General features: G+C 64.4%; 22 protein-coding genes and 1 tRNA gene. 13 read left to right on the plus strand and 10 right to left on the minus strand.

Translation table 11 applies throughout. The features are described 5' to 3' along the window. Nucleotides 1-21: 21 nt before the first annotated feature. On the minus strand, nucleotides 22-645 hold the full coding sequence (locus tag ACM42_RS30290; RefSeq protein ID WP_271531275.1) for a hypothetical protein: 624 nt from the start codon (nucleotides 643-645) through the stop codon (nucleotides 22-24). A gap of 231 nt (nucleotides 646-876) precedes the next feature. Between ACM42_RS30290 and ACM42_RS30295 the strand changes: the two genes are divergently transcribed. From ACM42_RS30295 to ACM42_RS30320, 6 genes are all read left to right on the plus strand, one after another. After that, on the plus strand, nucleotides 877-2,412 hold the full coding sequence (locus ACM42_RS30295) for an AMP-binding protein (RefSeq protein WP_271531276.1): 1,536 nt from the start codon (nucleotides 877-879) through the stop codon (nucleotides 2,410-2,412). A gap of 1 nt (nucleotide 2,413) precedes the next feature. Further along, entirely contained in the window at nucleotides 2,414-3,052 is a 639-nt protein-coding gene (locus ACM42_RS30300; protein WP_271531277.1) for an RraA family protein, read from the plus strand. Nucleotides 3,053-3,079: 27 nt separating this feature from the next. Then, nucleotides 3,080-3,451 carry a cupin domain-containing protein gene (locus tag ACM42_RS30305; protein ID WP_271531278.1) on the plus strand — a complete coding sequence of 124 codons (372 nt, stop codon included), beginning with the start codon at nucleotides 3,080-3,082 and terminating at the stop codon, nucleotides 3,449-3,451. A gap of 124 nt (nucleotides 3,452-3,575) precedes the next feature. Next, a complete protein-coding gene (locus ACM42_RS30310; protein ID WP_271531279.1) occupies nucleotides 3,576-4,532 on the plus strand; it encodes a tripartite tricarboxylate transporter substrate-binding protein in 957 nt (318 codons plus the stop codon). A 194-nt stretch (nucleotides 4,533-4,726) separates the two neighbouring features. Next, entirely contained in the window at nucleotides 4,727-6,517 is a 1,791-nt protein-coding gene (locus ACM42_RS30315) for an adenylate/guanylate cyclase domain-containing protein (protein ID WP_271531280.1), read from the plus strand. Between the two features lie 78 nt (nucleotides 6,518-6,595). Beyond that, nucleotides 6,596-7,522: a phosphatase PAP2 family protein gene (locus tag ACM42_RS30320; protein WP_271531281.1), complete on the plus strand. Its 927-nt coding sequence runs from the start codon at nucleotides 6,596-6,598 to the stop codon at nucleotides 7,520-7,522. A 65-nt stretch (nucleotides 7,523-7,587) separates the two neighbouring features. On the opposite strand, the gene ACM42_RS30325 is transcribed toward ACM42_RS30320, so the two are convergent. Next, nucleotides 7,588-10,047 carry a hypothetical protein gene (locus tag ACM42_RS30325; RefSeq protein ID WP_271531282.1) on the minus strand — a complete coding sequence of 820 codons (2,460 nt, stop codon included), beginning with the start codon at nucleotides 10,045-10,047 and terminating at the stop codon, nucleotides 7,588-7,590. 271 nt (nucleotides 10,048-10,318) lie between these two features. Continuing rightward, nucleotides 10,319-10,678, minus strand: coding sequence for a VOC family protein (locus ACM42_RS30330; protein ID WP_271531283.1), 360 nt, complete (start codon nucleotides 10,676-10,678; stop codon nucleotides 10,319-10,321). A gap of 144 nt (nucleotides 10,679-10,822) precedes the next feature. Here ACM42_RS30330 and ACM42_RS30335 point away from each other — a divergent pair. Further along, nucleotides 10,823-10,899: transfer RNA gene (locus tag ACM42_RS30335), tRNA-Arg, on the plus strand. A 26-nt stretch (nucleotides 10,900-10,925) separates the two neighbouring features. Here ACM42_RS30335 and ACM42_RS30340 read toward each other — a convergent pair. Further along, nucleotides 10,926-11,909, minus strand: a complete 984-nt coding sequence (locus ACM42_RS30340; protein ID WP_271531284.1) for a GlxA family transcriptional regulator — start codon at nucleotides 11,907-11,909, stop codon at nucleotides 10,926-10,928. 105 nt (nucleotides 11,910-12,014) lie between these two features. Here ACM42_RS30340 and ACM42_RS30345 point away from each other — a divergent pair, with 105 nt between their 5' ends. The 3 genes from ACM42_RS30345 to ACM42_RS30355 all read left to right on the plus strand — a co-directional run bounded on the left by ACM42_RS30345 (nucleotide 12,015) and on the right by ACM42_RS30355 (nucleotide 15,519). Further along, nucleotides 12,015-12,656, plus strand: a complete 642-nt coding sequence (locus ACM42_RS30345) for an HD domain-containing protein (protein ID WP_271531285.1) — start codon at nucleotides 12,015-12,017, stop codon at nucleotides 12,654-12,656. A 68-nt stretch (nucleotides 12,657-12,724) separates the two neighbouring features. Next, nucleotides 12,725-14,185, plus strand: coding sequence for a catalase (locus ACM42_RS30350; protein ID WP_271531286.1), 1,461 nt, complete (start codon nucleotides 12,725-12,727; stop codon nucleotides 14,183-14,185). A 194-nt stretch (nucleotides 14,186-14,379) separates the two neighbouring features. Continuing rightward, nucleotides 14,380-15,519, plus strand: a complete 1,140-nt coding sequence (locus tag ACM42_RS30355; protein ID WP_271531287.1) for an amidohydrolase/deacetylase family metallohydrolase — start codon at nucleotides 14,380-14,382, stop codon at nucleotides 15,517-15,519. Nucleotides 15,520-15,555: 36 nt separating this feature from the next. Here the strand turns inward: ACM42_RS30355 and ACM42_RS30360 are convergent, their stop codons facing one another. Then, nucleotides 15,556-16,281 (minus strand): alpha/beta fold hydrolase, encoded by a 726-nt coding sequence (locus tag ACM42_RS30360; protein WP_271531288.1) that lies wholly within the window; start codon nucleotides 16,279-16,281, stop codon nucleotides 15,556-15,558. Between the two features lie 140 nt (nucleotides 16,282-16,421). On the opposite strand from ACM42_RS30360, the gene ACM42_RS30365 reads away from it, so the two are divergent. Then, nucleotides 16,422-17,411, plus strand: coding sequence for a helix-turn-helix domain-containing protein (locus ACM42_RS30365; RefSeq protein ID WP_271531289.1), 990 nt, complete (start codon nucleotides 16,422-16,424; stop codon nucleotides 17,409-17,411). A 9-nt stretch (nucleotides 17,412-17,420) separates the two neighbouring features. Here the strand turns inward: ACM42_RS30365 and ACM42_RS30370 are convergent, their stop codons facing one another. Genes ACM42_RS30370 through ACM42_RS30390 form a run of 5 tightly spaced genes read right to left on the minus strand, consistent with a single transcriptional unit; the run spans nucleotide 17,421 to nucleotide 21,481 of the window. Next, nucleotides 17,421-18,566, minus strand: a complete 1,146-nt coding sequence (locus ACM42_RS30370; protein WP_271531290.1) for an acyl-CoA dehydrogenase family protein — start codon at nucleotides 18,564-18,566, stop codon at nucleotides 17,421-17,423. 13 nt (nucleotides 18,567-18,579) lie between these two features. Beyond that, complete coding sequence (locus ACM42_RS30375) at nucleotides 18,580-19,407, minus strand: SDR family NAD(P)-dependent oxidoreductase (RefSeq protein ID WP_271531291.1); 828 nt, start codon at nucleotides 19,405-19,407, stop codon at nucleotides 18,580-18,582. A gap of 21 nt (nucleotides 19,408-19,428) precedes the next feature. Then, on the minus strand, nucleotides 19,429-19,836 hold the full coding sequence (locus tag ACM42_RS30380; RefSeq protein ID WP_271531292.1) for a MaoC family dehydratase: 408 nt from the start codon (nucleotides 19,834-19,836) through the stop codon (nucleotides 19,429-19,431). Further along, complete coding sequence (locus ACM42_RS30385) at nucleotides 19,836-20,291, minus strand: MaoC family dehydratase N-terminal domain-containing protein (protein WP_271531293.1); 456 nt, start codon at nucleotides 20,289-20,291, stop codon at nucleotides 19,836-19,838. The genes ACM42_RS30380 and ACM42_RS30385 overlap by 1 nt, the downstream gene beginning before the upstream one ends. 8 nt (nucleotides 20,292-20,299) lie before the next feature. Further along, a complete protein-coding gene (locus tag ACM42_RS30390; RefSeq protein ID WP_271531294.1) occupies nucleotides 20,300-21,481 on the minus strand; it encodes a lipid-transfer protein in 1,182 nt (393 codons plus the stop codon). A gap of 88 nt (nucleotides 21,482-21,569) precedes the next feature. Here ACM42_RS30390 and ACM42_RS30395 point away from each other — a divergent pair, with 88 nt between their 5' ends. Together ACM42_RS30395 and ACM42_RS30400 are read left to right on the plus strand one after the other, a co-directional pair. Next, nucleotides 21,570-22,310, plus strand: a complete 741-nt coding sequence (locus ACM42_RS30395) for a TetR/AcrR family transcriptional regulator (protein WP_271531295.1) — start codon at nucleotides 21,570-21,572, stop codon at nucleotides 22,308-22,310. Further along, nucleotides 22,307-23,863 (plus strand): long-chain-fatty-acid--CoA ligase, encoded by a 1,557-nt coding sequence (locus ACM42_RS30400; RefSeq protein ID WP_271531296.1) that lies wholly within the window; start codon nucleotides 22,307-22,309, stop codon nucleotides 23,861-23,863. Before ACM42_RS30395 ends, ACM42_RS30400 begins: the two co-directional genes overlap by 4 nt. Nucleotides 23,864-23,940: the final 77 nt, after the last annotated feature.

A 23,940-nucleotide genomic window follows, 5' to 3' on the forward strand; every position in this document is an offset into this window, starting at 1 on the left:
CGGAAATGACGCTGTCTCGGCTCAGCCCTTCTTCGCGGGCTTGCTCGGGGTCGGGTTGAACAGCTTCTTCAGATCGTTCAAGCTTTCCGATAGCCGCGGCCATTCGCAGGAGAACGAGCCCTTGGTGCAGGGCGCGCCCTTCGGCCTCGGGCCTGCTGCCTGCTGGACCTTCGGCCGCTCGACCGGAATAGGCACGCGCTCGACTTCGGTTCGCAGTGCAACCTGCTGAAGCTGCTGCACCAGTTGCTCTTGCTGCTCGCGCTGCTGGCGAGCGGTGGCCTGGGCCGCTTCATTGCTGCGGCGCTGGCTGGCGAGATAGGCGGTGTAGGCTTCGTCGATCTTCTTCTGTTCCTCCGGCGTCGGATTGGGGCCAGCGATGTCGAAGGTGCGATCCTGAAGGAAGTCGTAATAGGAATAGCCGCCGCCCGGCTTGCGGCGGCCGGCAAACTTGGCGTTGCAATCGGCAAGCGCGGAGGTCTTCTCGGATTTGGTTGCGGCCTTCTCGGCGGCGTCGGCGCATTCCTCGAAATCGACCGGCGCGCGTTTCCACCATTGCGCCTCGGCATGCGCATGCGTCAGCAGGAGAAACCCTGCTGCGGTCACAAGAAGCAGCGCCGCACGACGCGATGTAGCCACGGCCGACATTCTACGAGAGCATTCCTTGCAGGACTCAACCCGAACTGAGTCGAGACGGATTTTTGCCCCTTTATCGCCTCCTTGTCACCCATGGAACTCGGGAATTTCATGTCTGCAATGCTGACATTTTGTGCTTGACGTGGCGCGGGAGTCACAGCGCCCTGCCGGCAGACTGTTACACTCATGCCGTGAGCGCCTCACTCCCGAGGCGTCGCCAAGAAGACGAAGTGGAAACGCCTAATGCTGCTGCCCCTGTCCGACGTGCCGCGCTGGTACGCTGAACGCAAACCGCATGGCACGATCGCCATCCGTCACGGGCAGGACACGCTGACCTGGGACGAGCTCGAGCGTGGCGCCAACCGGCGCGCCCGCGCGTTCGCGGCCAGGGGCGTCAAGCCCGGCGATTTCGTCGCGATCGGCTTGCCGAACGGCAACACGTTCTTCGAGACCTCCTTTGCGGTATGGAAGTGCGGGGCGACGCCGACCTCGCTGTCATGGCGGTTGCCGCGCGGTGAAGCCGCCGCGGTGCTCGACATTCTGAAGCCGGCGCTTGTGGTCGGCGGCGAGGCCGACTGGAATGCGCCGAACCGGCTGCCTGCGGACTTCGTGCCGGAAGGTTTCTCGGACGAGCCGCTCAATGCGCCGGTGGCGCGCTATTGGAAAGCGATGACCTCAGGCGGCTCGACCGGCCGTCCCAAGGTGATCCTCGATCACCAGCCGGCGGTGACCGACACGGTCGCCGCGCCGCCGCTCAACATCCCCTTCGGGGTTTCGCTGCTCAATCCCGGCCCGCTCTACCACAATGCGCCGTTCATCGTGTCGCATTACGCGCTGTTCGCCGGCGGCAAGCTCACGGGCCTTACCAAGTTCGATGCCGAGGAGACGCTGCGCCAGATCGAACGCGAGCGCGTGCAATGGATCAATTTCGTGCCGACCATGATGCACCGGATCTGGGCGCTGCCGGAGGAGGTGCGCAACGCCTACGATGTGTCGAGCCTGCAGACGGTCTTCCACATGGCCGCGCCGATGCCGCCATGGCTGAAGGAGAACTGGATCGCCTGGCTCGGGCCCGAGCGGATCTGGGAGCTCTATGGCGGCACCGAGCGCCAGGGCGCCTGCATCATCTCCGGCACGGAATGGCTGACGCACAAGGGCTCGGTCGGCAAGATCGGTGACATGGCGAAGCTTCGCATCATCGGCGAGGACGGCAACGATGTTGCGCCGGGGGAAACCGGCGAGATCTTCTTCCTCAACAATGACGGCAAGGACGCCACCTATCACTACCTCGGTGCCGAGCCGAAACGCCGTGCCGACGGCTGGGAGTCTCTCGGCGATATCGGCAGGCTGGATGCTGAAGGCTATCTCTATCTCGGCGACCGCCTCGCCGACATGGTCTTGCGCGGCGGCGCCAACATCTATCCGGCCGAGGTCGAGGCTGCGGTCTCTGCCTGCCCCGGGGTGCGCTCCTGCGTCGTGGTGGGCTTGCCTGATCCGGAATTGGGCCAGCGCGTGCATGCCATCATCGAACCGGAGCTTGATGCCGACGGCCAGGCCATCGCTGACGGCATGGCGGAGTTTTTGAAAGACCGGCTCAGCCGCTACAAGCACCCCGAAAGCTTCGAGTTCGTCGGCGCTCCGCCGCGCGATGATTCCGGTAAAGTCCGCCGCACGCTGTTGCGCGATGAGCGCGCGGCGTGGATGAAGGAGGGGCGCGCCTTCCGGATCTGGCCGGCGAAGGCGGGCGCACGTCGATTAAGACAAACACGGAAGGACTGACATGACGATCACCATCGCAGCGAGCAGCGTGCCGAAGCCGCCGGCTGATATCATCGAAGGTTTCAGGGACGCGCCGACCTCGGTGATCTCTGACAATCTCGCCCGGCTGCCGGGCGCGGTGGGGCTAAGGCCGTATCATCGCGGCGGCAAGCTGGTGGGAACGGCCTTCACCGTGCGCACCCGGCCCGGCGACAATCTCGCCATCCACCGCGCGCTCGACCTGGTCGGCCCGGGTGACGTCATCGTGGTCGACGGCGGCGGCGACGAGACGCGGGCGCTGGTCGGCGAGATCATGAAGAACATCGCGCAGTGGCGCAAAGCTGAAGGCTATGTGATCGACGGTGCGATCCGCGACGTCGCGGCTTTCGCGGCCGACGATTTTCCCTGCTATGCGCGCGCTGTGATCCATCGTGGTCCCTACAAGAACGGTCCCGGCGAGATCAACGTGCCTGTCACCGTCGGCGGCAGCGTGATCTCGCCCGGCGACATCGTCGTCGGCGACGAAGACGGCGTGGTGTCGTTTCCCGCCGCCGGCGCCGCCGCGCTGCTGGAAGCGGTGCGCGCCCAGGTCGCGCGCGAGGAGGAGACGCTGAAGGCGATCCGCGAGGGCCGCTACCAGGGCTCGTATGGAAAGTCCTGATCAGACGAGAACGAAGGGGAGGATGCCGTGAGCCAGAAGGACGAATTCCACAACATCGACGATCCCAGCGACGGCCTCTTCCGCGAGCTCGCGGCCGGGGTGACCACGCGCATCTTCTCCGGCGAGCAGGCGATGCTCTCGGTGGTGACGCTGGCGCCGCATGCGCAAGGCACGCTGCATCATCACCCCGAGGAGCAATGGGGCGTGCTGCTCGACGGCTCCGCCATCCGCGTCCAGGGCGATGAGGAGATCCCGGTGAAGAAGGGCGACTTCTGGCGCACACCCGGCAACGTGCCGCACACCATGCGCGCCGGCCCCGAAGGCGCCCGGGTGCTGGACATCTTCAGTCCGCCTCGGCCAGAATACAGAAAACCAGGGTCGGGTTTCGGAACGACCTGAAGCGCTTGGCGCTTCAGGTATTTGTCTGGAGCATGATCTTTCCGGAAAGCTGCTGGCTTTTCCGGATCATGCTCAAGCGCCAAAGAGCAAAAAAGCCGGGCGCAAGAGTCACAGGGAGGGGACTATGACGATCACAAGACGCACGTTCCTGGCTGCGCCCGCCATTCTCGCCGTGGCGCCCGCGGCGGCACAGGCCGGAAAGATCACGCTGGTCGTGCCGTTCCCGCCGGGCGGCTCGACCGACGCGATGGCGCGGCTGCTGCAGAGCAATCTGCAGACCAAGCTCAACCGCATCGTCGTGGTCGAGAACAAATCCGGCGCGGCCGGCGCGCTCGGCGCGGCGCAGGTCGCCAAGAGCCCGGCGGACGGCTCGACCTTCCTGGTCACGTTCGATTCCCATGCGGTGATCCCGGCCATCCTCGACAAGCCGCCGGTCGATGTCGAGCGCGAGCTGATGCCGGTGCTGCTGATCGGCACCGCGCCTTACGTGATCGCCGCGGGTGCCGGCCGTCCCTACAAGAGTTTTGCCGACGTGGTCGCGGCCTGCAAGGCGACGCCCGGCGCGGTGAAATATGCCTCGGTCGGCATCGGTACGCTCGGCCATCTCGCCATGACCGTGCTCGGCAGCAAGGCCGGGGTCGAGATCATGCACGTGCCCTATCGCGGCGGTGGCCCTGCAATGAACGACGTGCTCGGCGGCCATGTGGACCTGATCGCGGGATCGGCCGCGCTGGTCGCCGCCCAGCTCGGCACCAACATGCTGCGTCCGATCCTGCAGCTCGGCCGCGAGCGGCTGCCGGCTCTGCCTGATACTCAGACCGCGATCGAGGCCGGCTTCCCCGATTTCGAGACGCTCGCCTGGTGGGGCATCTTCGCCCCCGCAGGCACGCCGCCCGATGTCGTGGCCGCCATGGCGACCGCCTCCAGGGAGATCCTGAGCGAGCCCGCGACCGCCACCCAGCTCAAGGGCACTCAGCACATGACGCTGCTGCTCCAGGACGGCGCCGCCTTCAAGGCCTTCTTCGACAAGCAGGTCGCCTATTGGGGCAAGGTGGTGAAGGACAACAACATCAGGGCGTAAAGGGCCAAACGGGTGTTCTCATCGTCTTGTGGAGCGTGGCTTTTCGGTCCGCTCTCCGTGATGGGGCAGGCGATTGGTGTGGTTCAACCGAGGGACTCTGCCTAGCACGCCTTGCATTTGCCTGACTGTCCTTGTCTGCTACAATCTTTCGGCGCCACAATGGTTGTGGCTGCCCCAGAGTTGTTGCGTCTGTGATGATGATCAGAGCCGACAACACGTTCCCGGACAACGGCTCGGATCAAGGGCGACCGAGAAGGCGTACCGCAGCTACGATTTTCATCGATGTCGTCGGATATTCCCGGCTGATGGGAAGCGACGAGGAAGGCACGCATCAACGCTGGATGTCGATGCGATCGGACATTATCGAGCCGCGCGTCGCTTCATGTGCTGGCGAGGTAATCAAGAGTACCGGTGACGGCTTACTGCTGGAGTTCAGGAATCCGGTTGACGCAATCAGGTTCGCACTCGACACGCAGATCCATCTGGCGGAATCGTCATCTGCCGGCGGTAATCTGCTGCAGTTAAGGATGTCGGCAAATGTTGGCGACGTCATCGCTGAGCGTGACGACATCTATGGGGACGGAGTCAATATTACAGCCCGGCTTCAGGAATTCGCCGGCCCGGGCGGGGTCGTGATTTCCGGAGCCATTCACGATCAGGTTAAGGATCATCTGCGCTACCAAGCCGCCGACCTGGGATTCCTCACGCTCAAGAATATCGAACGGCGCGTCCGAGCATTCAAGATAGCGCACCACGACCTGCGAGCTCCAACAATCTCGGTGGCTCATTCGCTCAAGCCGTCCGTGGCGGTCTTGCCGCTGCAGATGCTCGGCCTTCAGGCGGCGGATGCCTATCTCGCGCAGGGAATCGTCCACGATATCGTCGCCTCGCTGGCGGGTATTCGCGAATTGTTCGTCGTATCCAGCACGTCCACACTTGGGTTCACCGACCCCACCGTCGACCCTGCTGCCGTTTGCCATCGTCTTGGCGTGCGATATCTCGTCACGGGAACGCTCAAGCGTAACGGCGAGATACTACGTATGCGGGTGGAGTTGATCGATGTCGATACGAGGTCCATGCTGTGGACCAATCAGTACGAGGCGTCGATCGGCCAGTTGTTCGATGTGCAGGAGAAGATCGCAACGAGTATCGCATACGCGCTCCTGCCGCATATCCATATCTCCGAGCTGCAGCATGCCGAGCGCAAGGCGCCGCAGAGCATGAACGCTTACGACCTGGTCCTGCAGGGCATGTATCGCCTGTATCGCCTCGGTCATGACGACATGCTTGCGGCGCGAAGCCTGTTCGAACTCGCCCTCGATCATGATCCGCAATATGCGGCGGCCTATGCCCTGATGGCAAAATGGTACATCCTGCACATCGGCGAGGGTCATTCGACCGACTTCAAAGCCGATTCCTGTGAGGCATTGCGGCTTGCGTCGCGCGCGCTCGAGTTCGAACCGTCGGACCCAGTGGCGCTCGCGATCTTCGGTCACATCAATTCGTTTCTGTTCGGCGCGTATGACCGCGCCCTCGATGCTTTCGACCGTGCAATCGGGGGAACGCCCAACTCCGCCATTGCGTGGTCCCTGAGCGCATCGACATACTGCTATCTCGGCGATGGACCGCGTGCCGTGGCGCGCGCATCTTACGGCATATCGCTGTCGCCGCTCGATCCGTACGCCTATTTCTATCAGTCGGCGCTCACCAACGCGCACTACACCAATGAGACCTTCGACGATGCCGTGCATTGGGGCACGAAGGTCATGGCAGCTGCTCCGCAGTTTGCCGCGAATCTGCGGCTTCTTGCCGCGAGCCTCGTAGCCGCCGGTTCTCTCGAGCGGGCGCGCGAAGTTGGCGCCGCGCACATGAGGATCGATTCCACGTTCTCGGTTGAGAAATATTGCAGTTGGTACCCGATCAAGCAGCCGGACCGGCTCGCTCTACTTGCTGAACGATTGATTGAAGCTGGGTTGCCTCGCTGACGGCGCGATAAGTGCGCCGTAGTTATTGGCGGCTTCCTACAAGATACAGGTTCCCGCAGAACAGCTCTGGAGGATGACATGGGCATGGGCATGGGCATGGGAATGGGAATGGGGATGGGCATGGGGATGGGTATGGGCATGGGAATGGGCATGGGCATGGGCATGGGGATGGCCTTCGGTGCCACACCACCCGAACTCGGCTTCCGACCCCTGACCTTGCAGTACGACCTCGGGCCGAACACGGACCCGAGCTTTCCGGAGAAATTGCTGCTCAAGGAATGCTGGAAAGACAGGGTCGGCCCATGGGATCCCGACGTCCTTTGTTTGCTCTCTCTCACGGAGTTCATAAGGGATACCGATTGGGACACGATCTACACGGACATCGCCGCGGAGCGGCCGACCCTGCTCGCCTGGCACCCGAGCAAGCCGGACTATCAGGATTTTGTGGCCTGCGAGATCATGCAACTTCAGCTGCTCATGCAGACCGATCGCGAGCGCTACATGGGCGAAATCGTTGCGCAGCATGACAATGCGCCCGGATACTGGGTGAGCCTGATGGCGGTCAATAATGGTGAGCACCACCATACGCTGGTGGTCATGAATCTTGCCGTCCGAATCGGCCAGATCGTGGCGGCCTTTTACAAGGACTACTACAAGCGACCGCGGCCATCGTACGCCTGCCCAGGCTTGCTGCCGGCCTTCGGCCCACCAGCACATGCTTCATTTCCAAGCGGTCATTCCTTGCAGAGCTGGCTCATGTCTCTGTTCCTGGAGGAGGTCGCGTGTTCCTACAAGTGTGAACTCGAATGGCTTGCTGAGAGAGTCGCAGTGAACCGCGAGCGAGCGGGGGTGCACTATCGAAGCGATACTGAGGCAGGAAAGTTCATTGCCGAAAAGTGCAAGGCAAAGATCATGGCTCTGCCCGCCACCTCCAAGATCAAGAAACTTTTCGCGGAGGCCAAGAAGGAATGGAGCCAGCCAACGCCCGCGCCCGCTCCGGTCTAAGCGGCATTGCCGGAGGTCATGACGGGTCGATCTTGCGGCAACGCCGATCCAGACCGGCGCAGGCTCTACGAAAGGGTCCACTCCCGATAACCGAGATTGTTGTCGGCGCGGACAATATCCGCGACGACCACGGGACCGGTAGCACATGGCAGGGTGGACCCCGTATCGATGTTGCTGCGGTCGCCTGCGCCCGTCGCGCGGGCGAGCAAAGCGTTTCTCTTCCCGGCCTGTGGTGTCCATCTGAAGGGTCCGAATTTCACCGAGGCCCCATTGGGTACGTAGCGCTGAGTCGTGTCGCCATCGAGCAGCTCCCAGCCGGTCGATGCGGTATCCCAGACATCGGCAGCATCGTCAGTGGCCGCGAACACGCTGACCGTCGCACCGTTCGCCGGCTGGGCGCCGCGGTTGCGGAGAATGACGTAGACATAGTTGACATAGCCCGGGCGCGGCACCTCATGTGGCGCGCTGTCACCCTCGCTGTGCTGGACCCATAGAACCTCGGGAAGCGCTGACCAAGGTTCGCTGTATTGGTATTCTCCCTTGCGTCCATCGTCGACGTAAATATCGATCGGCGGTGCGCTGCCCGGCTTGTTTTGGCCGGGCGAAGAGGCCTGATACAGACCCTGTTGCTCGAAAGTCCAGCGGACAACCTTGTGCAGCATTCCGCCGCGCCGTGTCGATCCCTCATAGTCGAGATCGGGCGTGCCGACATCTGCGTCCATGAGGGCGGTCGCGAATTGGGTCGCTTCGCCTGTCGGCTCGGTTTCAACGGCCCCGAGCGAAGCTATGGCGCGGACGATGAGGTAAGCAGTGTAATATGCGGCCGCCCGGCGGCGCTCGAGGTCCGGCTCGCGTGCCGGATTGCTGAGAACCGCATCACCGCCCGCGGCGAGATAGAGCCGGAACAGAGTGCTCGACAGGATCTGCTCGGAATTGTAGCCGGCGGGATCACGGGCGCCGTAAGTGGGTGCGGGTTTCTCATAGAGCGTACCGTTCCAGCCCCAGCCTTGCTCGACCTTGCGGTCGTGCCGCCGCAACGGCAGCTGGACAAAGGGGAACGTCACCCCACGCCACGCCTTCGGGAGCTTCGACGCCGGATCACACATGATCGCTCCGAGCGCGTCGCCGGCGCTGTGAGCGAAATCGAATTCGGTCGATCCGGTCGCGGCAAGGATCAGGACATGACAGAACTCGTGCCATACGAAGCGCACGTCGGCGACGAGCCCCAAGGGGTGCTTCCAGGTGTCCGAAAGATCTGCGAGGGCAAACAGCATCGCGACGTTCCAGGGCCGCTGTGCCGTGTCGCCCAGAAACGGCGTTACGTAGGCATTGATGCCGCGGCCGTCACGTGCGCCGGGCCCCGCCAGGAGCTTGGCCCGATGATCGACGGTCAGAGGCAGTCTGACATCATGGAAGTGATCTTGCAGGCCGAAGCCGAATCCGCGGATCAGTCGCATCATGGAATCGCAATGACAGTAGGCGCTGACCGCAGCGAATTCATTCGTTCGAGCCGAGAAGGCGAATGGGGCTACCTGCTCCGGCGGATTGTATTTCTCGCCGAGCGCAGCCGGCTTGCGGACCGTTACCCGCGGACCGGACAGCCTGAGCTGTCCGCCACCGGCGTGTTCGAGGTCAAGCAGTGCAACGGGGTCGCGCTGTTGGTCGAGAGTGGCGCCGCCGCTGTCAGGTCGTATGTCGAACGCGCCTGTCTTGCTGGAGGGATCACTAAGGAAGGCATACCCAGCGCACGCCGACGCGATTGGGGTCTTGCGAATAAGCCTGGCCGCGAGAGGATCAAAAAGGACCCGGTGCGCAATCGAGTCGCCGCTCGCCACCGGCAGGAAAACCGTGGCGCTGGCCGCCAAGCCAAGCCCGCCATTCTCGTACACGGCGCTGGGCTCGCTTCGATGATACGCAACGAGTCGTCCATCTGCGATCGCGTCCGGCGGCACAAGGCCTAGGACAGGGCCGAGCCAGCCTGCGATCTGTTCCGCGCCAAGGCTGTCGGCCCACTCCGGATTGAAATCGCGAAATGCCCTTTCCGCGAAGCCCGGCTTGATCGACAGATTGGCGTGCATGAGTAACGTTGATCGGGCACTGGTGATCTGCCACCGGCCGGTCTGCCGCCCGTAATGTGCGACGAGACGTATGCTGCCACCCTGAACATCGGGGACGAAATCAATACCCTTGACCTTGATCGGAATTGTTTGCTGACACCAGACAACCGTCGTCTCGACATCGCCGTTGCGCTTCAGCTCGCGCGGCTGTGACCATCGAAATCTTGATTTGTCGGATCGCCCGGGTCCGTTTGAGTCGGCCGTGTGGTCGAGGTGGTCCAAATCGCCGTCGCTGAGCGGCAGCAAAGGCGGATCGGTGTGGGACGCCAGCCTCAGATACGCGAGCGCGGCTCGCTTCGCTGACACGTCAGGGTCGGCCACCGCCGGCGTCTGCAGATGGCGCAACTCACGAATAACCCCGTCCGCATCCTTCTCAATCAGAAGATCTGGTTCTTGCGGAAGATTCATAGCTCACCTCAAGGGGTCTAGATCTCCGGCACCACGAACTCAAGCATGCCTCCGCGGACTGCGCAACGCAAGGCTCGTTTCGCCTGCTTGAGAAGTGGTGGAAGGTCAGACCTCTATGACGGGGGACGGAGATTTCCTCGCCGCTCATGGGCGGCTTCTTACGGTAGACCAAGGGTCTCGCGGACCCACAGCCGCGCTGTCGCGGCCGCCGCGTCGCCGATTGCGGATAGGCTGGTAGGGGACAGCGATAGCAGCGAGTAGGGCCGCCTCGTCATGCCTTTCGCAGCGGCCGTGCGAAACTGAGCTCGTGGCCGTCGGGGTCGGTGAGATGGAAGTAGCGCTCGCCCCATTCGGCATCGCGCGGCGTGGTCGATGGCTGCCATCCCGCAGCGCGCGCCTGCTCATAGGTCGCGTCGACGTCGGCGACATAGAAGATGACGCGGCCCCACCAGGACCAGCGCCTGTCATCCGGCTGCGCCGTCAGGTTGAGATAGCCGCTGCCGGCGCGAAAGCTCGTGAATGCTGCGGTTTCGCCGCCATACAGCAGCTCGAACCCGAGCGAGCGGTAGAAGTGCACGGCGCGCGCCATGTCATGGGTGCCGAGCGTGATGGCGCTGATGCTGTCGATCATGCGGGCTGCTCCGCCAGGAGGGATTGGGCCGCGATTGTACAGCCGCCTTGTTCAGCTTGACGATGGTCCGGCCCGCCTTGCGGCTTGGCGAACCGCATCCTGCTCTGCTATGAGGGGGCCGAACCTGCAGCTGTCGGGTTCCGCGGTCCCGTAGCTCAGCCGGATAGAGCGACGGTTTCCTAAACCGTAGGTCGGAAGTTCGAGTCTTCCCGGGATCGCCATTCTCATTTTCCCCTCGTATCGCGTATCAGGCCGAGATCCGCGCAAAGCGCTTGCGATATTCGGCGGGCGTCACGCCGACATGGCGGGCGAACGCGCGGCGCAGCGTGTCCGCGTCGGCAAAGCCGCAATGCAGGGCCACCTGCTTGGGCGCTTCGTTTCCGAGCTCCAGCAGGCGCCTCGCCGCGTTGACGCGGGCCTCCTCGACCCAGGTTGCGGGGGTGATTCCGACTTCGGCACGGAATAGCCGCGCAAAGTGACGCGGGCTGATGTCCATGCGCGCCGCGAGGCTCGCAACGCTGTGGTCCAGTCCAGGATTGGCGGCGACCCAGCGCTGCAGCTCCTGCAGCGCGGCACGGCCGGCGGGGACGGTCTCGCTCTTGCGGCTGAACTGCATTTGTCCGCCCGGGCGCTTGAAGAACATGACGAGCTGGCTCGCAACCTTCATCGCCGTCTCGCGCCCGAGATCCTCCTCGACGAGAGCGAGCGCGAGATCCAGCCCCGCCGTGACACCGGCAGCCGTGCGAAGCTTGCCGTCGGTGACGTAGATCGCGTCCTTGTCCACGGTGACTGACGGGAATTTTTCGGCAAGTCGGTCGGCGACTGCCCAATGTGTCGTGACTCGTTTGCCGTCGAGGAGGCCCGCCGCTGCAAGTAAGAAGGCGCCGCTGCAAACCGACCCGAAGCGCCGCGTCCTGGTCGCCCGCCGGCGGAGCCAATCGGTCACCACGCCGTCAGTCGGCACGTCGGCGGCGTGCGGGCATCCCGCGATCAGCAATGTGTCGATGCTCTCCTGGAAGCCGCGATCGATGATCCGGTCCGGCATCAGTCGCACGCCTGAAGAGCTGTGGATCGGGCCGGGCTCCGCCCCAGCCACCAAAAGCACATAGGCCTGATGGCCGGCCTGCACGTTGGCCTCGGCGAAAACGTCGAGCGGCCCCGCCACGTCGAGAAGCTGCACCCCGGGCAACGCCACGATCACAACTGTCCTCGGTTTCGGCTTCCCGCTCATGTCCGCCTCGGTCGGTATTTGTCCGCTTTGGACGTATTACGTCAATTGAAGACATGATAGCGCGGATTTAGCTTGCGGGCGACCAGAGATTTTCAGGAGACCCTCATGCCACAGATTGCCAAAGCCGCCGCCATTCCCGACAGCAAGCTTGCGCGCGCCATCACCGACTACATCCGTGACACCGAGACGGACCTGCTCTTCAACCATTCCAGCCGCGTCTATCATTTCGGCGCGCTGGCCGGCATTCGCCGCGGGCTGAAATTCGACCGCGAGCTGCTCTATGCCGGTGCGATGTTCCACGACATCGGCCTGATGCCGGGCCATGGCAGCAAGCACGAACGATTCGAAGTGGACGGCGCGCACGCCGCTCGTGACTTCCTGCGCAGCCATGGCATCTCCGAAGCCGACGCCTACACGGTCTGGACCGCGATCGCGTTGCACACGACGCCGGGCGTGCCGCAGCACATGCATCCGGTCGTCGCTCTGGTGACAGCCGGCGTCGAGATGGACGTTCTCGGCCTCACCTACGAGGATTATTCCGACGAGGAACGCGAGGCGGTGGTGGAGGCGTTTCCGCGAACGCCGCGCTTCAAGGAAGACATCATCCAGGCGTTCTACGACGGCATCAAGCACAGGCCGGATACCACCTTCGGCAACGTCAAGGCCGACGTCATCGCCGACAAGGAGCCGCATTTCCATCGCGGCAACTTCTGCAGCGTCATCCGCGGCTCGCATTGGCACGGCTGAGCCGCCGCTCGGCGCTGCCGCGCGGCCCTACCGCCTCTTTCTCCAAATCACCGATCGGGAATTATCACATGAGCGACAAACCACCCTATCTCACGCACGCGACCGGCGCTCCCGTCAGCGACAACCTGAACATCATGACCGCGGGCCGTCGTGGCCCCGCTCTTCTCCAGGACATCTGGCTGATCGAGAAGCTGGCTCATTTCGACCGCGAAGTGATCCCCGAGCGGCGGATGCATGCCAAGGGATCGGGTGCCTTCGGCACCTTCACCGTAACCCATGACATCACCCGCTATACCAGGGCGAAGATCTTCTCGCAGATCGGAAAGCAGACGCCGATGTTCGCACGCTTCTCGACCGTCGCCGGTGAACGCGGCGCGGCCGACGCCGAGCGCGACATCCGTGGGTTTGCGCTCAAGTTCTACACCGAGGAAGGCAACTGGGACATGGTGGGCAACAACACCCCCGTGTTCTTCTTCCGCGATCCCCTGCGTTTCCCCGACCTCAATCACGCGATCAAGCGCGACCCGCGTACGGGGATGCGTAGCGCCGACAACAATTGGGATTTCTGGACGCTGCTGCCGGAGGCGCTGCATCAGGTCACCATCGTCATGAGCGAGCGCGGCATTCCGAAGAGCTATCGTCACATGCACGGGTTCGGCAGCCATACCTACAGTTTCCTCAACGCTGCCAATGAGCGGACCTGGGTGAAGTTTCACTTCCGCACGCAGCAGGGCATCGAGAACCTGACGGACGCCGAGGCCGAGGCGCTCGTCGGCAAGGACCGCGAGTCTCATCAACGCGACCTGTTCGGGAGCATCGAGCGCGGTGAATTTCCACGCTGGACTCTGTTCGTGCAGGTCATGACCGATGAAGAAGCCAAAGCGTTTCCGTTCAACCCGTTCGATCTGACCAAGGTCTGGCCCAAGGCGGACTTTCCGCTGATCGAGGTCGGTTATTTCGAGTTGAACCGGAACCCCGAAAACGTCTTCGCCGAGGTCGAGCAGGCGTCCTTCTCGCCGGCCCATGTCGTGCCCGGCATCGGCTTCTCGCCCGACAAGATGCTGCAGGCTCGTCTGTTCTCATATGGAGACGCGGCGCGCTATCGCCTCGGCGTCAACCATCACCTGATTCCAGTCAATGCCCCAAAATGTCCGTATCACAGCTACCATCGCGACGGCGCAATGCGGACGGACGGCAATCTGGGGAGAACGCCGACCTATTTCCCCAACAGTCACGGCGAGTGGACCGATCAGCCCGATCTCAACGAGCCACCGCTGGAGATCGACGGCGCCGCCGCCCACTGGGATCATCGTATCGACGACGACCACTATCAGCAGCCCGGAGACCTGTTCCGCAAGATGAACGCGGCGCAGCGGCAGGTCCTGTTCGACAATACGGCACGCGCCGTCGGCAGTGCAGCCGTCCACATCCAGGAGCGCCACATCGCGAACTGCACGAAAGCCGATCCGGCCTATGGCGCCGGTGTCCGCAAAGCGCTGATGCGTCTTGCCACGGTTCGCTCTGAATAGGTGTATCGACAGCACCTCGGACGAGAGGCGTCTGCGTCGCTGGTCGGCGCGTGGCACTTACCGGGGCCGCCAATTTGTCATGGGTCATCGTCTCGGTTTGCCGAGGACTCCGGCGCGAAAATTGCTAGAAGTGTGGGGATTCCCTCCTCTCGGCTGACCAGTCGGCCGCCTCATAGCCAGATCCGGAGACAACGATGCCTTTCGACTTGATCCTGCGCGGGGGGCGGGTGATCGACCCGTCCCAGAAGCTCGATGCCGTGACCGATGTCGCCTTTGCCGGCGGCAAGGTGGCGGCGATCGGCAGCGGGCTCAAGGCGGATCCGGGCACCGAGGTACGTGATGTCTCACGCTACATCGTGACGCCGGGGCTGATCGATCTGCACACCCATGTCTATTGGGGTGGCACCTCGCTCGGCATCGATGCCGAGGAATTCTGCCGTCTCTCCGGCGTCACCACGGCGGTCGACACCGGCAGCGCAGGTCCCGGCAACTTCGCCGGCTTCCGCAAGCATGTCATCGAGCCGAGCCAGGTTCGCATCCTCGCTTACTTGCACGTCTCGCATGCCGGCATCTTCGGCTTCTCGCACCGGATCATGGTCGGCGAGAGCGAGGAGTTGCGGCTGATGAATCCGATCGAGGCGGCCAAGGTCGCCGATGCCAACCGCGATCTCATCGTCGGCATCAAGGTGCGCGTGGGCCTGCACTCATCGGGCACGTCGGGGGCTGTGCCGCTCGATATCGCGCTGGAGGTTGCGAACGAGGTCGGCATGCCGCTGATGGCGCATATCGATCATCCGCCGCCGAGCTACGAGGAGGTGCTGGCCCGCCTGCGGCCCGGCGACGTGCTGACCCATGCCTTCCGTCCATTCCCCAACACGCCCGCGACCGCGCAGGGCACGGTGAAGAAGGCGGTGCTGGATGCGCGGGAGCGTGGCGTGCTGTTCGACATCGGCCACGGCAAGGGTTCGTTCGCCTTCAAGACCGCGCGGGCCATGCTCGCCAATGGCTTCTATCCGGACACCATCTCCTCCGACATCCACCAGCTCTGCATCGACGGCCCGGCCTACGACCAGGTCACGACCCTGTCGAAGTTCCTGTGCATGGGCATGGAGCTGCCGGACGTGATCGCGGCGTCGACGGTGAATGCGGCGATGGCACTGCGGCGTCCCGAACTCGGCAGCCTGAAGCCCGGCAGCGTCGGCGACGCCACGCTTGTTACGGTGAAGCAAGGCCAGTTCGACTACGAGGACGTCGTCGGCGAGCACCTGATCGGTGACCGCAAGATCGTCTCGGAGGGCGTCGTCATCGCCGGCCGCTGGTGGCATCCGAATTGAGCGGCCGACGATCGCGAGCGAGCACAGGGCGCGCCGTCAGTCCCGTCCCGCCTCCATGATCGCTCTCGCGAGCCGTGCCGGATCGGAGAAGCACAGCTCGTGGCTTCCCGGCACCTGCACCAGGCGGAACAGGCCGAGCTTCTCCGACAGGCGCGGATGCCAGCCATGGCTGTGCGGCAGCGCGGTATCCTCGGTGCAGTTGATGTAGGATTTGGCCAGCGGCATCTCGGCGGGATTGGTCTTGAGCGCGATCTTGTCGGTGAAGGTCGCCAGCGGATGCGGATTGAGGACGTCGTAGGCGCGCTGCGCCAGCTCGATATCGGCATCGTTGATGAAGGCTTCGCGCCAGATCGGGAAGGGCAAGACCACCGAGCCGTCGCCTCGCTCGGCCGCGATCGCATCGAACAGCCCGATATAGTGCGGCGGCACCATGTCGTTGAGGCATTCGCCGTTGTTGGGCACGAAGGCGTTCCAGTACACCAGGCGGCGGATGCGCTCGGGCGCGAGATCGGCGACGCCGGTGATGACCATGCCGCCATAGGAATGGCCGAGCAGGATGACGTCCTTCAGATCGTTTTCGGCGAGATAGTCGGCGATCGACTGGATCGCCTCCTTGAGCCCTGTCGTCTTGGCATCGCCCGGACGGTTGCCCCTGATGGTGGGGGTATGGACCTGATGGCCGGCCGCGCGGATCGGGGCGGCGACGGGCTCGAACTCGGCGCCGGTGTGCCAGGCGCCATGGACGAGAACGTAGGTCGACATGTTGTGGCTCCTCCCGAGGATATGGTTAGATCGAGGCAGCGCCGTTCCGGCCGGTACGGCGCTGCCGCGCGTCAATTGTGGACTGGCGGCTCGTTTGGCGCTTGGCTGGGAGTGAACCGGATTGGTCTCGGAGTGAACCGATGCAGCAGGTCGAGCATGCCATGCCGTCACGGCAATCGGCCTGGGACACCGCGGGTGTGCGGCCGGCGGAGCAGTTCGCCTATTATCGCGAGGCGATCTGCCAGGCCTTCATGAACCTGACGCCCGAGCCGGCGGCCGCGCCCGGCTTTCCCGCCAGTGTCGAGCACGTCCGTCTCGGCGATGCCGCGATCAACCGCGTCAGCTTTCCCGAGCACGTGGTGCGGCGCTCTGCGGCCGACATCGCGGAATCCGACCGCAGTTGCTTCTACCTCAACCTGAAGCTGGAGGGCCGCTGTCGCATTCAGCAGGGGGATCGCGAGATCAGCCTGTCGCCCGGACAGGTCGGCATCTTCGACAGCGATCGGCGGTTTGCGCTTCTGCATGATCGTGGTCCGCAATTGCGCGTCGCTTCGTTCTGGGTGCCGGCAGAGGCCCTGCGGGAACGGCTGCCCGCCTCGTTTGACGTCGCTGCGGCGCGCGTCTCCGATGACCCCTATGTTGGCCATCTCATCGCCGAGACGGCGCGCACGCTCTGCGACGGGGCGCTGCGCCTGACCGAGGACGAGGGCGTGCGGCTGTTCCGGGCGTTGATCGAACTGGTCGCCGTGAGCCTGTCGCGGCGCAGCCGGGCAGGCGCCGCGGAGGCCGAGGGTCTTGCCGACGCAACCACGCTGGCGTTGAAGCGTGCCATTCACCGGCGGCTCCGTGAGCCCGGCCTTGCGGTTGCCGATGTCGCCGAGGTCGTGGGCATCAGCGAGCGCTACGTGCACAAGCTGCTGGCACGATCAGGCTCCAGCTTCACCGACTACGTCATCGACCATCGGCTCGACGGCGCGGCCAGGGATCTCAGGGATCCCGCAACGGCGGACCGTGCGATCGGCACCATCGCGTTCGACTGGGGCTTTTCGGACCTCTCCCACTTCACCCGGCGCTTCAAGCAGCGCTTCGGCTGCCGGCCGCGCGACTGGCGCGCGAAGGCGAGCAGCTGACGCCTGGGGTTACAGCGACCTCGCGATCAGCAGCTTCATGATCTCGTTGGTGCCGCCATAGATCTTCTGGATGCGCGAATCGATGAAGATGCGCGAGATCGGGTATTCCTGCATGTAGCCGTAGCCGCCGAACAGCTGCAGGCATTCATCGGCGGTCTCGACCTGCTTCTCCGAGCACCAATATTTCGCCATCGAGGCCGTGACGGTGTCGAGGTCCTTGGCGATCAGGCGCTCGATGCACCAGTCCACGAACACGCGCGCGATCATCGCCTCGGTCTTGCGCTCGGCCAGCGTGAAGGCGGTGTTCTGGAAATCCATCAGCGGCTTGCCGAATGCCTTGCGCTCCTTGGTGTAGTCGGTGGTGAGCTTGACCGCGCGCTCCATCGAGGCGACGGCGCCGACCGCAAGCGCGAGCCGTTCCTGCGGCAATTGCTGCATCAGCTGGACGAAGCCCTGGCCCTCTTCCTTGCCGAGCAGGTTTTCCGGCGGCACGGTCACGTTGTCGAAGAACAGCTCTGACGTATCGGACGCATGCAGCCCGATCTTGTCGAGGTTGCGCCCGCGCTTGTAGCCGTCCGCGCCCGCGGTCTCGACCACGATCAGCGAAATGCCCTTGGCACCAGCGTCGCCGGTGCGCGCGACCACGATGACGAGGTCGGCGGCCTGGCCGTTGGTGATGAAGGTCTTCTGGCCGTTGATGACGTAGGAATTGCCCTGCTTCTTCGCCGTGGTCTTGACGGCCTGGAGGTCCGAGCCGGTGCCGGGCTCGGTCATGGCGATGGCGCCGACCATCTCGCCCGAGGCCATATTCGGCAGCCAGCGCTTCTTCTGCTCCTCGGAGCCGTAGTTGAGGATGTAATGCGCGACGATGGCGCTGTGCACGGAGACGCCGGTCGTCATCTCCGGCACCGTGCTTTCGAGGTCTTCCAGCACCGCTGCGTCATAGGCGAAGGTGGCGCCCAGGCCGCCATACTCCTCCGGCACGCTGGCCAGCAGCGCGCCCATCTCGCCGAGCCCGCGCCAGGCGAAGCGGTCGACCATCTTCTGCTCGCGCCATTTCTCCGCGTGCGGCGCCAGGTCCTTGGCGAGATATTTCCGGAACTGGTCGCGGAACGTGTCCAGCTCTTCGGTCATCCACGACGATCGGTATTGCATCAGCGCCTCGCTCTCAGACAATCAGGCCGCCACCGGCGACCACCACCTGGCCGCTGATATAGTTGGATTCCGGGCTGCAGAACAGATAGACGGCGTCGGCTGCCTCTTCCGGCGTGCCGCCGCGGCCGAGCGGGATCATGCGCGACATGGCCTCCAGCATGTGCGGCTGCACGCCCACCTTGATGTCGCGGCCGGCGACGTCGATGGTCTTCTGCTGCGCCTCGATCGGCTGGGTCAGACGGGTGTTGATGAGGCCGAAGGCGACGCAATTGACGTTGACCTTGTAGCGGCCCCACTCCTTGCACATGGTTCGGGTCAACCCGATCAGCGAGGCCTTGGCCGAGGAATAGCTTGCCTGTCCGGCATTGCCGTAGAGGCCAGCGATCGAGGAGATGTTCACGACTTTGCGGAACACCTCGCGTCCCTCCTCGGCTTCCTTCCTGGCAAAGACGCGGATCGGCTCGGCGGCCGCGCGCAGGATCCGGAACGGCGCGACGAGATGGACGTCGAGCATGGCCTGAAACTGCTCGTCCGTCATCTTCTGGATGGTGGAGTCCCAGGTGTACCCGGCATTGTTGACGATGATGTCGAGCCCGCCGAGCTTCTCCAGCGCGGCGCCGACGAAACGGTCGGCGAAACCCGTTTCCGAGACGCTGCCGTTCACTGCGACGGCGTCGCCGCCGAGCGCCTTGATCTCCGCGACCACGGCGTTGCCGGGCTCGGCATCGAGATCGTTGACGATCACCTTGGCGCCTTCGCGCGCGAGTTTGAGTGCGATCGCGCGCCCGATGCCGCGGCCCGAGCCGGTGACGAGCGCGACCTTTCCTTGCAGTTTTGCCATTTTGGATGTGTCCTCCTGCTGTCACAGCGCGACGACGGCGCTGCCTTCGAGCTTGACCTCGCCGCGATCGTCCCTGGTGGTAAGCGCGAGCCTTGCGCGACGCTCGCCATCTTCGGCGAAGATCTCGGTCACGGTGCCTTCGCAAGTCAGCTTGGCGCCGAGCTGGGTGATCGCGACGAACCGGGTCGCAAAACTGCGGAGCCGCGACGGCGGCACCACATCCGTGAGCGCCTGCCCGAGATAGGCCATCACCAGCATGCCGTGGGCGAACACGTCCGGAAATCCGGCCGCCTTGGCAAAGTCGATATCGACGTGGATCGGGTTGTGATCGCCCGATGCGCCGCAATAGAGCGCGAGTGTGTGGCGGGTGATCGGCGGAAAGACCTTGTGGACGATGCGGTCGCCGGCCTTGATGTCTGCAGATGCCATCACGACGCCACCTTGTTGCGGACGACGATGGTGCGCGTGGTGTCGGCGACATGCACGCCGTCCTGGTTGGTCACCTCGCACCGAATGCCGATCAGCGTCATCGCGCCGCCCTTCTTCTCCGTTACGCTCGTCACGCGCGGCCGAAACGTCAGGACGTCGCCGACCAGAACCGGCGCGTGATAGACGAAGCTCTGCTCGCCATGCAGCACGCGGCCGAGGTCGATGCCCAGCGCGGCGAACATTTCGAACGGGTCCTCGGCGTCCATCATTTCCAGGCAGAACAAATAGGTCGGCGGCACCGGCGTGCCGGCAAATCCGGCCGCGTGCGCAGCGTCTGCGTCGCGGTAGACCGGATTCTGTTCACCCAGCGTATTCAGGAAGTAGCGAAGACGGCCGGGCTCCACGCGCGCGGTGACGGGCGTGAAGCTGCGCCCTACGGCGGACTGATCGACCATGGCGGAGATCAGTGCCGCTGGTAGAGCGTGACGACGCAGGCGCCGCCGAGGCCCAGATTGTGCTGGAGCGCGACCTTGGCGCCCTCGACCTGCGTGGGACCTGCCGTGCCGCGCAACTGCCGGGTCAGCTCGTAGCACTGCGCAAGCCCGGTGGCGCCGAGCGGATGTCCCTTCGACAGCAATCCGCCGGACGGATTGGTCACGATCCGGCCGCCATAGGTGTTGTCCCCGTCGTTGATGAACTTGCCGGCCTCGCCCTCGCCGCAGAGGCCGAGCGCCTCGTAGGTGATGAGCTCGTTGTGGGCAAAGCAGTCGTGCAGCTCGACGACGTCGAGATCTTCGGGCCCGATGCCGGCGCTTTCATAAACGCGCCTTGCCGCCTCTTTGGCCATGTCGTAGCCGACCAGCTGCATCATGTCGCCGGCCTTGAAGGTCGAGGCCGTGTCGGTGGTCATGGCCTGCGCCGCGATGCGCACCTGCTTGCCGATGCCATGCCGGTCCGCGAGCCGCTCGGACACCAGCACGGCGGCGGCGCCGCCGCAGGTCGGCGGGCACGCCATCAGGCGCGTCATCACCCCCGGCCAGATCACCTGGTCGTTCATCACGTCGTCGGCCGTGACTTCCTTGCGGAAGAGCGCGAGCGGGTTGTTCCTGGCATGGCGGCTCGCCTTGGCGCGCACCTTGGCGAAAGCATCGAGCGGGGTGCCGTATTTCTTCATGTGGCTGAGCCCGGCGCCGCCGAAATAGCGCAGCGCCAGCGGAATGCCGGGGGCGTCGATCAGCTGGTCGGCAGCCGCGTCGAACTCCTCGAACGCGCTCGGGCGATCAGTATAGACGCTGCCGAGCGCGCCGGGCTTCATCTGCTCGAAGCCGACCGCCAGCACGCAGTCGAGCGCGCCGCTCGCGATCATCTGCCGCGCCATGAACAGCGCGGTCGAGCCGGTCGAGCAGTTGTTGTTGACGTTGACGATGGGGATGCCGGTCATCCCGACATGGTAGAGCGCGCGCTGCCCGCAGGTGGAATCGCCGTAGACGTATCCGACATAGGCCTGCTCGATCGTCTCGTAGCCGAGCCCTGCGTCGGCAAGCGCGAGCCTGGCCGCTTCCGTCCCCATCTCGTGATAGGGCGCGCTGGCGCCCGGCTTGGCGAAGGGGATCATGCCGACCCCTGCGACGATGACGTCAGACATGGCTTCCTCCGAATAAATTACCCATTGGACTTTTTCTTACCCGTGGGTAACATATCGACCTATGTCCTCCGGAGTCAACCGATCAAGCATGGATTCAGCGCCGCCCGCTCCGCCCTCATCGCCGCCTTCGCCCTGGCTGCCGTTCGAGAGCCGCCGCCGCGCCCGCGACGAGAAGCGCGAGGCGGTGCTGCGCGCCGCCGTGCAGCTGTTCCTGGAACAAGGCTATCATCGCGTGACGCTGAACGAGGTCGCCGAACGGCTGAACATCACCAAGCCCGCGCTCTATAATTACTTCCGAGGCAAGGACGAGATCCTGTTCGAATGCTGGTCGATGGGCGCCGAGCTCGTCGACAGCGTCATCACGGAGATCAATGCCGGCGGCGGTTCGGGCCTTTCCAAGCTGCGCAAGCTGGTGCACGCCTATGCCGGGCTGATGGCGACCGATTTCGGCGCGAGCCTGGTGCGTTTCGACCTGCGCGACCTGACAGAGCGGAACGCCGGGGTCGCGCGCGCCGCCAAGAAGCGCATCGACGCCACGTTCCGACAGTACATCGCCGGGGGCATCGACGACGGTTCGATCAGGCCTTGCGATCCCAAGCTTGCAGCGTTCGCGATCGCGGGCGCGCTCAACTGGATCGGCCACTGGTATCGCCGTGACGGCGGACTGTCGCCGAGCGAAATCGCCGACGAGTTCACGGTCCGGCTGACGGAAGGCCTGGCGAACGAGGGCCGGCAGCAGATGACAAGGAAGACGCCGAGAGCGCCGCAACGGCGCAACTCAGGGCGCGGGACGACAGGGAAGAAGCGCACAGGAGGAGGAACACGATGAACATCACACATGGACTGCGGCGCGCGCTGCAGATCAACCCGAAGGGGCTCGCCACCGTCTATGGCCAGCGGCGCCGCAGCTGGGGCGAGCTCGGCGAACGCGTTGCAAGGCTGGCCGGCGGGCTGCGCTCGCGCGGCGTCAGTGATGGCGATCGCGTCGCCGTGCTGTCCTTCAACTCGGATCGCTACCTCGAGCTCTATCTGGCGACCGGCTGGGCGGGCGGCGTGATCGTGCCGCTCAATATCCGCTGGAGCGCCCTGGAAAACGAGGATGCGCTGCGCGACTGCCGCGCCTCCGTTCTGCTGGTCGACAAGGCCTTTGCGCAGGTTGGCGCGCAGCTCGCCGGCGCCATTCCGGGGCTGAAGCTGATCTATGCCGACGACGGCGAGGTGCCGGCCGGGATGGAGAGCTATGAGGATCTGGTCGCGGGCAGCGCTCCGGTCGCCGATGCCATGCGCAAGGGCGAGGATCTCGCCGGCATCTTCTACACCGGCGGCACCACCGGGCGTTCTAAGGGCGTCATGCTCAGCCACCAGAACCTGATGGCCAACGCGCTCAATGCTCTCGGCGAAGGACTGTTTCCGGCGAGCACGACCTATCTGCACGCGGCGCCAATGTTTCACCTCGCCAACGGGGCGGCGATGTACTCGCTGCTGCTCTCCGGCGGCTCAAACGTGATCGTCCAGGGCTTCACGCCCGAAGGCGTGATGGCCGCGATGCAGAACGAGCGCGTGACCGACGTGCTGCTGGTGCCCACGATGATCCAGATGTTCGTCGACCACCCCGCGATCGGAAACTACGACCTGTCCTCGCTCAAGCATATCATCTACGGGGCCTCGCCGATCAGCGAGGCGGTGCTCGACCGTGCCGCGCGCGCACTGCCGCATGTGCGCTTCACCCAGGCCTATGGCATGACCGAATTGTCGCCGATCGCGACGCTGCTGCACCCCGACGAGCATGTCGGGGAGGGCCGGAGAAAGGGACGTCATCGCGGTGCCGGCCGTGCCACGCTCGGCTGCGAGGTCCGGATCGTCGACGAGAACGACCGGCCGGTGCCGGCAGGGTCCGTCGGTGAGATCGTGGTGCGCGGCGACACCGTGATGATGGGCTATTGGGAGCGACCGGAGGAGACCGCGCGCGCCGTCGTCGACGGCTGGATGCACACGGGCGATGGCGGCTACATGGACGAGGACGGGTTCATCTATGTCGTCGACCGCGTGAAGGACATGATCATCTCGGGCGGCGAGAATGTGTACTCGGTCGAGGTCGAAAACGCGCTCGCGCAGCATCCGTCGGTGCTGCAATGCGCCGTCATCGGAATTCCCAATGAACAATGGGGAGAGCAGGTCCATGCCGTCGTGGTCAGACGCAGCGGCGTGGAGGTTTCGGCTGGCGAGCTGATCGAGTTCACGAAGACGTTGATTGCCGGCTATAAATGTCCCCGCAGCATCGAGATCACCGAGGCGCCGCTGCCGCTGTCGGGCGCGGGCAAGGTGCTGAAGCGCGAGCTGCGCCGGCCGTTCTGGGAAGGCCGGGAACGGCGGGTGAGCTGACGGCTTCCGCTCGCGTCGAGCTGCGCACGCCCGCGACGAGCGTGCGAAGTTTCATGTTTTCAGATCGCGGTCGCGCA

It is taken from the genome of Bradyrhizobium sp. CCBAU 25338, from assembly GCF_028128965.1.
Classification (GTDB): domain Bacteria; phylum Pseudomonadota; class Alphaproteobacteria; order Rhizobiales; family Xanthobacteraceae; genus Bradyrhizobium; species Bradyrhizobium liaoningense.

What these genes read in the sequence shown, in the direction of transcription:
- ACM42_RS30325 (WP_271531282.1), bottom strand. Translation starts at nt 10,047, where the DNA reads ATGAATCTTCCGCAAGAACCAGATCTTCTGATTGAGAAGGATGCGGAC.
- ACM42_RS30345 (WP_271531285.1), top strand. Translation starts at nt 12,015, where the DNA reads ATGCCACAGATTGCCAAAGCCGCCGCCATTCCCGACAGCAAGCTTGCG.
- ACM42_RS30315 (WP_271531280.1), top strand. Translation starts at nt 4,727, where the DNA reads ATGATGATCAGAGCCGACAACACGTTCCCGGACAACGGCTCGGATCAA.
- ACM42_RS30310 (WP_271531279.1), top strand. Translation starts at nt 3,576, where the DNA reads ATGACGATCACAAGACGCACGTTCCTGGCTGCGCCCGCCATTCTCGCC.
- ACM42_RS30395 (WP_271531295.1), top strand. Translation starts at nt 21,570, where the DNA reads ATGGATTCAGCGCCGCCCGCTCCGCCCTCATCGCCGCCTTCGCCCTGG.
- ACM42_RS30350 (WP_271531286.1), top strand. Translation starts at nt 12,725, where the DNA reads ATGAGCGACAAACCACCCTATCTCACGCACGCGACCGGCGCTCCCGTC.
- ACM42_RS30385 (WP_271531293.1), bottom strand. Translation starts at nt 20,291, where the DNA reads ATGGTCGATCAGTCCGCCGTAGGGCGCAGCTTCACGCCCGTCACCGCG.
- ACM42_RS30330 (WP_271531283.1), bottom strand. Translation starts at nt 10,678, where the DNA reads ATGATCGACAGCATCAGCGCCATCACGCTCGGCACCCATGACATGGCG.
- ACM42_RS30355 (WP_271531287.1), top strand. Translation starts at nt 14,380, where the DNA reads ATGCCTTTCGACTTGATCCTGCGCGGGGGGCGGGTGATCGACCCGTCC.
- ACM42_RS30390 (WP_271531294.1), bottom strand. Translation starts at nt 21,481, where the DNA reads ATGTCTGACGTCATCGTCGCAGGGGTCGGCATGATCCCCTTCGCCAAG.
- ACM42_RS30290 (WP_271531275.1), bottom strand. Translation starts at nt 645, where the DNA reads ATGTCGGCCGTGGCTACATCGCGTCGTGCGGCGCTGCTTCTTGTGACC.
- ACM42_RS30370 (WP_271531290.1), bottom strand. Translation starts at nt 18,566, where the DNA reads ATGCAATACCGATCGTCGTGGATGACCGAAGAGCTGGACACGTTCCGC.
- ACM42_RS30375 (WP_271531291.1), bottom strand. Translation starts at nt 19,407, where the DNA reads ATGGCAAAACTGCAAGGAAAGGTCGCGCTCGTCACCGGCTCGGGCCGC.
- ACM42_RS30320 (WP_271531281.1), top strand. Translation starts at nt 6,596, where the DNA reads ATGGGCATGGGCATGGGCATGGGAATGGGAATGGGGATGGGCATGGGG.
- ACM42_RS30340 (WP_271531284.1), bottom strand. Translation starts at nt 11,909, where the DNA reads ATGAGCGGGAAGCCGAAACCGAGGACAGTTGTGATCGTGGCGTTGCCC.
- ACM42_RS30360 (WP_271531288.1), bottom strand. Translation starts at nt 16,281, where the DNA reads ATGTCGACCTACGTTCTCGTCCATGGCGCCTGGCACACCGGCGCCGAG.
- ACM42_RS30300 (WP_271531277.1), top strand. Translation starts at nt 2,414, where the DNA reads ATGACGATCACCATCGCAGCGAGCAGCGTGCCGAAGCCGCCGGCTGAT.
- ACM42_RS30365 (WP_271531289.1), top strand. Translation starts at nt 16,422, where the DNA reads ATGCAGCAGGTCGAGCATGCCATGCCGTCACGGCAATCGGCCTGGGAC.
- ACM42_RS30380 (WP_271531292.1), bottom strand. Translation starts at nt 19,836, where the DNA reads ATGGCATCTGCAGACATCAAGGCCGGCGACCGCATCGTCCACAAGGTC.
- ACM42_RS30295 (WP_271531276.1), top strand. Translation starts at nt 877, where the DNA reads ATGCTGCTGCCCCTGTCCGACGTGCCGCGCTGGTACGCTGAACGCAAA.
- ACM42_RS30400 (WP_271531296.1), top strand. Translation starts at nt 22,307, where the DNA reads ATGAACATCACACATGGACTGCGGCGCGCGCTGCAGATCAACCCGAAG.